At 35.0% G+C, this 9,549-nt stretch carries 10 protein-coding genes; all 10 read right to left on the reverse strand.

All coding sequences use genetic code 11. From position 1 onward, the window contains the following. The coding region (locus ACTTKP_RS09615) for an ATP-binding cassette domain-containing protein (RefSeq protein WP_442553686.1) at positions 1 to 247 on the reverse strand (247 nt) is incomplete at its 3' end. A gap of 16 nt (positions 248 to 263) precedes the next feature. After that, positions 264 to 1,193: a metal ABC transporter solute-binding protein, Zn/Mn family gene (locus ACTTKP_RS09620; RefSeq protein ID WP_442553687.1), complete on the reverse strand. Its 930-nt coding sequence runs from the start codon at positions 1,191 to 1,193 to the stop codon at positions 264 to 266. 287 nt (positions 1,194 to 1,480) lie between these two features. Then, positions 1,481 to 1,795: a type II-A CRISPR-associated protein Csn2 gene (gene csn2 / locus ACTTKP_RS09625; RefSeq protein WP_442553688.1), complete on the reverse strand. Its 315-nt coding sequence runs from the start codon at positions 1,793 to 1,795 to the stop codon at positions 1,481 to 1,483. Next, entirely contained in the window at positions 1,725 to 1,934 is a 210-nt protein-coding gene (locus tag ACTTKP_RS09630; protein WP_442553689.1) for a hypothetical protein, read from the reverse strand. Before ACTTKP_RS09630 ends, csn2 begins: the two co-directional genes overlap by 71 nt. A 127-nt stretch (positions 1,935 to 2,061) precedes the next feature. After that, positions 2,062 to 6,156, reverse strand: coding sequence for a type II CRISPR RNA-guided endonuclease Cas9 (cas9, locus tag ACTTKP_RS09635; RefSeq protein WP_442553690.1), 4,095 nt, complete (start codon positions 6,154 to 6,156; stop codon positions 2,062 to 2,064). A 209-nt stretch (positions 6,157 to 6,365) separates the two neighbouring features. Continuing rightward, entirely contained in the window at positions 6,366 to 7,328 is a 963-nt protein-coding gene (locus ACTTKP_RS09640; protein WP_442553691.1) for a helix-turn-helix domain-containing protein, read from the reverse strand. A 157-nt stretch (positions 7,329 to 7,485) separates the two neighbouring features. Then, positions 7,486 to 8,127, reverse strand: coding sequence for a squalene/phytoene synthase family protein (locus tag ACTTKP_RS09645; RefSeq protein ID WP_442553692.1), 642 nt, complete (start codon positions 8,125 to 8,127; stop codon positions 7,486 to 7,488). Continuing rightward, complete coding sequence (locus tag ACTTKP_RS09650) at positions 8,112 to 8,402, reverse strand: hypothetical protein (protein WP_442553693.1); 291 nt, start codon at positions 8,400 to 8,402, stop codon at positions 8,112 to 8,114. Before ACTTKP_RS09650 ends, ACTTKP_RS09645 begins: the two co-directional genes overlap by 16 nt. A 65-nt stretch (positions 8,403 to 8,467) precedes the next feature. Further along, positions 8,468 to 8,836 carry a TIGR02328 family protein gene (locus ACTTKP_RS09655; RefSeq protein ID WP_442553694.1) on the reverse strand — a complete coding sequence of 123 codons (369 nt, stop codon included), beginning with the start codon at positions 8,834 to 8,836 and terminating at the stop codon, positions 8,468 to 8,470. Then, complete coding sequence (locus tag ACTTKP_RS09660; RefSeq protein WP_442553695.1) at positions 8,820 to 9,224, reverse strand: YbgA family protein; 405 nt, start codon at positions 9,222 to 9,224, stop codon at positions 8,820 to 8,822. The genes ACTTKP_RS09655 and ACTTKP_RS09660 overlap by 17 nt, the downstream gene beginning before the upstream one ends. Between the last annotated feature and the right edge of the window lie 325 nt (positions 9,225 to 9,549).

The raw sequence follows: 9,549 nt of genomic DNA on the forward strand, positions 1-9,549 counted from the left end.
AAGTCTGTGGAATATAGGCTATTTTCTTCTGAACCTTTTTAAGCGGCTCTCCCATAATCAAAATTTCACCCGAAAGCTTCTTTTGAAGTCCCAATATTCCCTTTATTAAAGTAGATTTACCGGCTCCGTTAGGTCCTATGACGGCTGTGACGGAGTTCTTTATTATGTTTATGTCATTATCCCTAAGTACAGGCTTGTCGTGGTAGGCTATGGTCAAATCCTCCACCTTTACTATGACTTCTTCCATGCCTGCCACTCCTTTCTTATTTTAAGTTCTCTGTAATTAATTTTACATTGTGCTTATACATATCTATATAGGTATCCCCACTCTGTCCCTCCGGTGCAAGCGAGTCTGAGAAAAGCTCGTTTCCTTCACCGCTTACAACTTTTACATCAAAGCCCTTAGCCTTGCAAGCCTCTTTTAACTTCTCCATTCTTGCAGGATCTGTGGTAGACTCTGCAAATATCGCCTTTACCTTATGTTCTACTATAAAATCCACAGTTTTATCTATGTCTTTGTTTGCAACCTCTGAATCAGTACTTACACCCTGCGGTGCTACAACTTCAATATTATATCTTCTTGAAAAATAATTGAAAGCATCGTGAGGTGTAATCAGATATCTTCCACTTTCAGGAATCTCTGCAAGAGCTTTTTTATTCTCTTCATCAAGGGCTGTAAGTTTCTCTAAATAAGCCTTGGTATTTTTTTCTATCTCGTCTTTTTTCTCAGGTAAAAGCTCCGAAAGCTTTGCTCCCGCATTTGATGCAGCCTCTTTATAAAGGTCAATATCAAACCAAAAGTGAGGATCTATTATGGTTTTTCCATCCTCTTCCATTTTACCAACCTTATCTTCAGGAAATGTTGATGCAACTGCATAACCTTTCTTTTCAAGCACTTCCTGCATCTTTCCTTCAAAGTGAAGTCCATGGAAAAGCACCATGTCGGCTTCTGATATTTTCTTTAAATCCTCAGGCTTTGCCACATAAAGGTGTGGATCTTCTCCGGCAGGAATGATAAGTTCTTTATCTACCATATCGCCTGCCAACTGATTTACCATATCATATAAAAATGAGGTAGTAACTGTTACTTTCTTCTTTGTCATCTGAGAGATAGTCTCTCCTGAACTTCCTGTTTTCCCACAGCCTGTTAAAAGCAAAGCTCCAAGCAATAAAACTAATAATGTCTTTCTCATATAATTTCTTTCTTCTCCTTTTACGATAAATTTCAAGCTTGACCTTTAGTTAGTTTCAACTAACTAAAGGGTAGTATATTATTAAAGAGAATATATGTCAAGTAGTAATTCAAATGAGTTTTATCTGCTTGAAAATAATGATAGAATATGAATTAACAAAGCTCTCAAACTGATACTATAACAAACTGATTTCCTGTAAAGTTTTACACCATTCTAAATTAACAAAGCTCTCAAACCTCAAATTAACATTGATGTCGTCACCAAGCAGTACATTTTGCGAAATGTTGTTAATTCAAAGATGTATCAATTACACATAAGTCCTTATCTATTATAACACATTTTTCCTGTTTTAGAGTATAATTTTTTTGACCTTCCAGATTAATCAGGTGTATTTTTTCATAAAAACAAAATTCATATAATTGTTCTACCTGTTCTTCCGTAAGAAATTGTTTTAAATTCAGCATCCAAACCACATGAATATTACATATAGAACTTATTGCACGTAAATAATCAATCAGATTTTCTAATACATCAGCTCCATCCGATTCTACTTTTACTCCATATAACTTCAACAATCCGGCTACATCCACCTCTAATTCCATCCCCCTCTTCTCCATTAACCTGTCTGTATATATCCCTTAGCATATCACTCATAACCTGTGGATTTTCAACCACAAGGGTAATAACCTGATTCTCTTCCAAAACTAACTCAATTCCATACTTTGCATATATAGCTTTCATAATATTACCAATCTTTCAGTAGTAGTCAAAACATCCCCTGTCTTTTCACCTACAATGAAATCCATTTGATAATCCAGTTTTGCATTACTCGATATCACCACTGTTCTCCAACTCATACCCCTCTCCTTTATCTGTCCGTTTTTTCAGTGAAAATCCATTCTTTCTTTTCATACAGTCCTGTTGCAGATTGACTTATAACTGCCGGCTTGTCTGCTGCTTTTAAGTGCTTACTGATTGATATTATCCCCGATCTATCAGACTCTCCGATTAATTTCAGATTTGTCTCTGTAATTCCAATCCTCGTTAACTGTAATATCCGTAATAATGCCTCACATTGCTGTTCCAGATCAAGCACAACAAACTTCTCTTTAGCTTCCAACAGTTTCTGTCCGAAGGCATTCGGACGCTTTGCATAAACCGAATTGGTATGTTTATCCGCCAGTATGTCATACAGCCTATTGTTTTGTTCGGTAGTTATCTTGTCCTCCAGTATCTGCCATGCGACAGCCTTCTCAACCTTCTTAATGTACGTAGCCCAATTTTCCGGCAGGTAAAGGCTCATAGCATTTCTTAAAATCAACCTATCTCCTGTTTTTCCCGACAAATGGAAGCGATATCCGTTCAATTCAATAAGTGACTGAATCTTTAGTTTCCTACGTAAGATATTCACTTCACCATACCCCAGTACCTCTTCACAGTATCTCTCCAGTCCGTTCGTCTCCTGCTCCACCTTTTCCTTGCAATATAGAGGCAATCCTTCTATTGTGACATTCTCCTTTTTACCCTCTTTATGATGTACAATAAAGTAATAAGCTATGGTCGCTGATGTAAACCCACCATACTTTGTTACATCCTTCATCCTTGAATCGGATGTTTTTAGCGGAAGATAGTTTTCAGGCTTTGCTTTCTTTGCAGAATACAAGGTTGCATTTGCTATGCCTCCATGTTGCTCAAAGTTCATTCTGGTCATAAGAGGTGTATTTTTTTGCATCATTCTTCTGACAGTTGCGATAGTCCCTTTCTCATCTTTTCTCTCTGCAATCCAAGCTGTTTCGCTACCACGAATAACATTCCATTCAAACATCTTTGCCAGATTGTAGCGATTCTTCTCCTTATCCTTCTCATAATCTTTGCGGATAAAATTCCATGGATTTCTCGTAAATTTTGTGTAGTATACATTTCCAACCACAATGTTCAGGTACGCATCCTGCGCATGATGAAAATCATTTACAAGGCGGCTTTTCAAAAATCCGTTGTCCCGTCTGAAATCTGATACATTTGATGCTTTTGCATATACAATATCTGTGTCTGTAAATAACTGTTCCAAAAGGGTTGCAACCCCCTTTGTTCCTTGTCCGGTTTCTACCAGCTGCCTTGCAATAAAATCTCCCAATTGTTTTTCTGTAAAAGGAGTATTGGATATAAGTCTTGTATATTTCTCATCTGTAATTAACTTTTGTTTATGGAGAGCGTTCCATAATTCCTGAACTTTAGGATTTGCCTTTATCTGTTCAGGTATAGGATAGAGGTCTTTTTTAATATGCTGATTAGCCTGTATGTTGACCAGTACAAGATTGTTCATAATGCTGTCATCTTTAACATAGTGTCTTGGATAAATATGGTCTATATCATATAAATTGTCATCATACAGCCTGCCCAAGTCTATCTCTTCACCTGTATACATGTCTCGTCCCATCTGCATATAGTACAGAAACAGCTTTTTACTTCTTAATTTACTGCTTTCATTTGCTTCTGAAAGTTCCTGCTTCCAATTATGATTTTCTGTATTCTTTATATTCTTATAAAGCTCTAAGAGTTGGTTGCCTCTCGAAGCTTTTCTACCCTTATCACCCTTTTCTTCCTCTGTTCTGGTCATTTCCACAAAGATTCTCTTTGGTGCATATCCCATTACCTGCTCAATTTCATGTACAACCAACAAAGTCTGCCAAATCATACGCTTTACCGGTATCGAAAAATAGCTGTCCTGTAAATCTTCATAAGTAAATTCGCTTAATGACTTCATAGCAGCGGTACTCTGCTTTGCCAGTTCTTCTTTGAAAGTAAAATCATCACTGTTAATCAGTTCCATAAAGTTCAGACTGTACTCCCACATTGCCTGTCCCAGTGACATAATCTCGCCTGTAGACTTATCACATCCACTAAGGGTAAGCAAGGCCTTTGAGAATCTGCCCCAATCCTTAAATTTATATCCAATAATTCTTTTTAACTGATTTTCATCTAATATACCTTGCTCCACATACTTTGTAAGCCGCTGTTTTAACATCTTTTTGGAGTCCCCAAAAACAGTTCCCCAATAAATGATATCTTCTGCAGTAGCAAGGATTGTGTCTTCTTTTAGGCGTTCACCAAAAATTGCATACATTTTTCCATAAGAGGATAAAGAGTTATTTATGGTCTTATCTATTCCTGTCACCTGTTCTTCAGAGCTTATTAAGCTTTGTGCCACCAGATATGAACAAAGCTGTTTCTTTGTTATACGCTTTCCCTTCATAAAACAGTCTTTATAGATTTGCTGTTTTAACTTTGTATCCAATCGTTCACCGTCAATACAAAGGTTATTTATTTCATTTAGCACACAATACCTCTCATAGGCAAGGGATGCTTTTGGCATGACCTTTTCACCCTGAATATATGTGCAGGTTCTGATGAGGTTACCAATAAAAGCTTCTGAGGTTGCACTCATATCCACTTTATCGTTGATATTCCAAGGCAGAACTGCCCCCTCTTCTTTCCTCACAATCCAACCGGTTTTACTATTCCCCCCAAGCGGTCCTACATAATACGGAATCTGAAATGTAAAAAGCTGTATTATCCGCTCTGAAACTGTCAATCCGCTCTCATCCTTGTCTTTTAAGAATGGCAGATAATTCTCGGCATTTTTTAATATTCTTTCCATTTCTTTTTTATGTACCTGATTTGGGATGACACCATTGGCACTGGTCAACTGTTTAGGAAGAAACTGTTCTTTTTCAATCTTTTCCATAACATACTTAATATCTTCATCATCTGTAATATCCTTAAATGCCTTTTTTATTGTTGAATATATATCATCCGCTTTTCTTCCCTTCATATTTCGTCTGTATTTATTGCTTTCTGCAATTGCATCTGTTGAATTAAGGGAATTAACGTATGCTGAGTAAGTTCCGTCTGCATTTGAACGAAACATCCTATCATATTCTTCCTTGGTCTTGTATTTACGAAACAACATTTTTAAAAGCTTTAAATCTTTGCAATGCTTTTCATATAATTCCACCCTGGCACAGGAGAGGTAATCATATCCTTTAAGTGTTCCTGCTAAAACCGCATAGTTATAGATACTTTTAAGCTGCTCAATAATAGCATATTCTTCCTCAGTTAATTGTTCCATTAACTCTGCTGTCTTGTCTGCATAAGCAAAATCGTGAAAGCACAGAGGCACTTTCTCTTCTGTTTTTTCATCAAAAATCAGTTTTGCATTCACACTCAATCCACATAAACACTTTAACAACTCATTTGTGCTTTTAGCTTTTTTTACTACTCCGAATAATTCCTGAAGCTCTTCATGCTTTTTCTTTCTTCCGGTATCAGAATTACTTATAATGTCTATTACCTGTTGAACAGGCTTACGCTCTATTATCAACTCATAATCATTTTCAAACTTACCCAAAACCTCCTGATATACCACATCTACCTGCTCAGTGCTTAAAGCATCTCCCTCTGTATTTAACAGAAAATGACCTCTGTGCTTAAACATATTGGCAAGTGCCAGGTAAACCAAGCGAACATCGAACTTTACCCCAGTATTTTCAAGGTCAAGCAATGCCTTTCTAAGATGAAAGATTGTTGGATATTTTTTATAATAATCAGCATCCTTATAATTTTCATCATCAAAGATTCCATTTTTTGAATTCAATTTCTCGTCTTTGTCCTCAAGAAAATATTTACTGTTTTCCAAGCGGATAAAGAAATTTGGATCAATTTTATCTATTGCATCACCGAAATAGCTTTTTAACAAACCAAGCCTTGCAACCTGACGCTGCCTTCTCCTTCTGTCAACCCGATGAGTACGTCTATCCGCTGCTGAATCTGCTTCTTCAAATTCACGAATCCCCCACATATCTTTTCCTTTTTTTCTAAGCAGCTCATACTTGGTATTTGTTACTGCCCAGCCTACAGAGCCGGTTCCCATATCCAAGCCCAAATAGTATTCTTGCTTTTCCATGCCTTATCTCCTTTTATTTAAAACCTTGTATTGACTTTTCCCACAAATATGTTATTCTGTAATTGAATTAACAAAGCGAGTGCAAATAAGGATTTATCCGATATCGCCTCTTGGTTCGCATTGTGCGGTTAAAAGATCTATTTAATAGGTCTTTTTTTATGTATTATTAAAGATAATTTTCTCCATTCCTCTCATATTTTATCACTCAATCAGCCCACAATACGGTGATTTGATACCCGATATTCTCGTGGTAACATACCCATATATTTTTTAAACTGAGTTGAAAAGCTCCCTTCATTTTTATATCCGACAAGATTAGCTATTTCTGCCGCATATAAGTTGCTATGAATCAATAGTTCGCAGGCATATTCCATTCTCTTCTGAATAAGATATTCTGAAAATGTCTGTCCTGTCACAGCTTTAAATACATATTTGAATTTTGATACACTCATGTAAGAAGCTGTGGCTAAATCAGATAATGAAAAATTTTTAGTAAGATTTTCTGTTATATACCCTACAATTTTTATAATAGTGTTTCTATCTGCCTGCGAAACTCTTGCAGACAGATGAATTAAATCCTCAGCTTTTTGTATAATGATTGCTGTAAGCTCATCTATTTTGCTTTTAAAAAATAATTTTGTGCTAATTTCATTTCCCTTGAAATTGCGAATCTGGTTAAAAATATATGATATTTCCGGGATATTAATTCCTTTGGGGAAGGCTTGCAATACATTTTTCAGGTCAATACCTTGTACACCAAATTCTTTTTTTAGATATACTTCATAATACTCAGGCATTAGCTGAATACCAATAACTTTTGCAGGAGTATCTTTTTTAATAATATATCTTTGCACTTCATTTTCATGAGTATAGTCAATATACTGTAATCCTGAATAAACATCTCCATTTGGATAACTGCGGTCTGAATCAATAGAATCATACTGTTGTATGGATACTCCTTCATCTGACATAATTGCATACTCAAAATCTTGGCTATATGAATGCTCTGCAATACAAATACTTGCATAAGAATCTAAATCATATATAGAAGTATAGCCTTTTCCAAAATCTGATGAAAATTGATATGTTTTGAAGAAGGCATTCTCCGACATCTTATTCTTAGATAATTTACTGTCTGTATGTTCTATAAAACTCTGATAACCTTTTTTCATATAAACCTCACAAGAAGATTTATAATGATAAACATAAGGTTGAGAAAGCAAAAGGAATTGAGCTTCCTCCTGAAGAATAATTAATAAATTTAATGTTTCCAAAAAATTAGGAGCTGTCGCACTAAGAACTAGTGTACAGCTCCTTTTACTCCGCTTTTCAATAAGAAATAAAGTTCTTCCTCTTGACTTCCTCAACTCTGCTCAATACCATTTTCAGCAAATCACCCTTTCTCTTAGTGCTGGTATAACATCTTTGGGTAAAGCAATTGTAATTATTATTTCTTACCTCGTCTAAGATTGCCTGATAAAATACAGCAGCAGCTGTCACCGGAAGGAGAGCATCTGAACTGAACATATATAAATGCTTATAAAATTCATCATAGTAATACTCTGAGAGTCCCGCCATCTCTTCCCATAGATGAACTATTTTGTCACTCACCTTAAAATTCGGTTGAAAAAATGAATTCCATTTTTGCTTAGCAGTTGGTAAAGTGGAAATATCTTCCAATTCTTTTCTTGTGATGCTGTAGTCTTCCATCACAGTCTGCGGAATATAGATTCTGTTTCTGTTTCTCAAATCTTCCCCGATATCTCTAAGGATATTTGTAATCTGCATAGCAATTCCCAAGTCTTCACAAATAAGTTCATATCTCTCATCTGCTTTCTCACCCTTAAGCATCGGTGCCAGCATTAACCCTACTGTACCTGCTACTTTTTTACAGTATACGATTAAATCATCTTTGTTCTCAATAATTTTAAAATCAATATCGCTTCTCTGTCCATCTATTTGTTCAAGCAATGCTTCAAATGGAATTTTACGAATTCGAATTGCATTCTCAAAAGCAGTCCACTAGGCATATTTTTCATAATTTTCACTCTGACTGCTGCCATTGTTGAATCCACATTTGAAGGAATATGAAGATATACGGACGGCTCTTTGATTTTGCTTCTGTCAAAAATACTCGTCAAATTTGAATCCAAATCATCTGCAACAACAAAAGTATGGGCAGCAAGCTTCGGATAGACTCCTTCAACTCCCCAATAAAATACAAGACAGTAACAGGAATAATCCATAGAATCATTGGCTCGTCTCTCCCTTTGGGGACAATGAGTTGTAGTAGTATAAACAATTAAAACTTTTATAGTTCTAATTTTATACCTTTTCTTTGCAAGTTCTCTATACACTCAATCAGATATTCCGCATTATGCTCTTTGTAAATTGGGCTTTCTATAACTTTTTCTTCAAGATCGTAGTAATTTTCTGCTGTCTTTCCTCTATAATTCTTATCTCTCCACTCTATCGCAACCTTATATCCTCTTTTTTCCATTTCATCCATAACTAATGAATGATACATAAATAAGTGATACGGAGAATATAAAAATACATAATCTACCGTTCTATGTTTCTTCATCCATCCATTTCCCCTAAGTGCACAACATTCTCTATGTTGACCTAGAAGCTGATTTTTAGGTAATAGGGGAATCATTTGTTCATGCCATAGTCTCATTTTTTCCTCCTGTTAATAAAGTAGATTCCTGTAAATATTTATTTGGATATTTCTTTAGCAAAGTATTAATATATTCAATAACAGATTGCTGATTGTTTTTCCCTTCCATATATTCTTCCAGTATATTAAACAATCCTTGTTTTTCAACTTCACTTGCCTCTTTTTTGAAATATCCCCATACATGAAGAATGGCATTACTAAAATCTTTTTTGCTTTCTTTTATCTCCCTTACTTTTTGTATCTTTTCATTTAGAAATAAAATATCAACTTCTTTTTCTTTCAAATATTCTCTTATCTCCAGGTATGTTTTATGCGATTTGCTCAGCACATAATATTTATTTTTTGCCCATAGCTCTTCACATTCTTTTTTTATATTCTTATACTTCACATCATCTCCTTCTTTAAAAATATTCAATTCATCTGTCTAGGTAATATATACTCACTTTATACAAACTCTAAAACTATATTTTTCATTCTAGCATATATAACTTAATTAATCCACTCAAATCCACACTATTATAATCGTGTAATAAATTCCTATCAGGAAAGTTTTTGTTTCCTAACGCGTACAAATAGCGTATTATATTATTAGTAGCTTTTCATTAAAATGAAGCCATAAATAAGTTATCAAAAAAGGAGGCTTCACAATGAAAGATACTAAGAATAGAGTTAACTACCTAAAAATTTTAAAAGAAAGCGAATATAGAAAGCTA

Source organism: Catonella sp., assembly GCF_052169795.1.
In the GTDB taxonomy this organism is placed as follows: domain Bacteria; phylum Bacillota; class Clostridia; order Lachnospirales; family Lachnospiraceae; genus Catonella.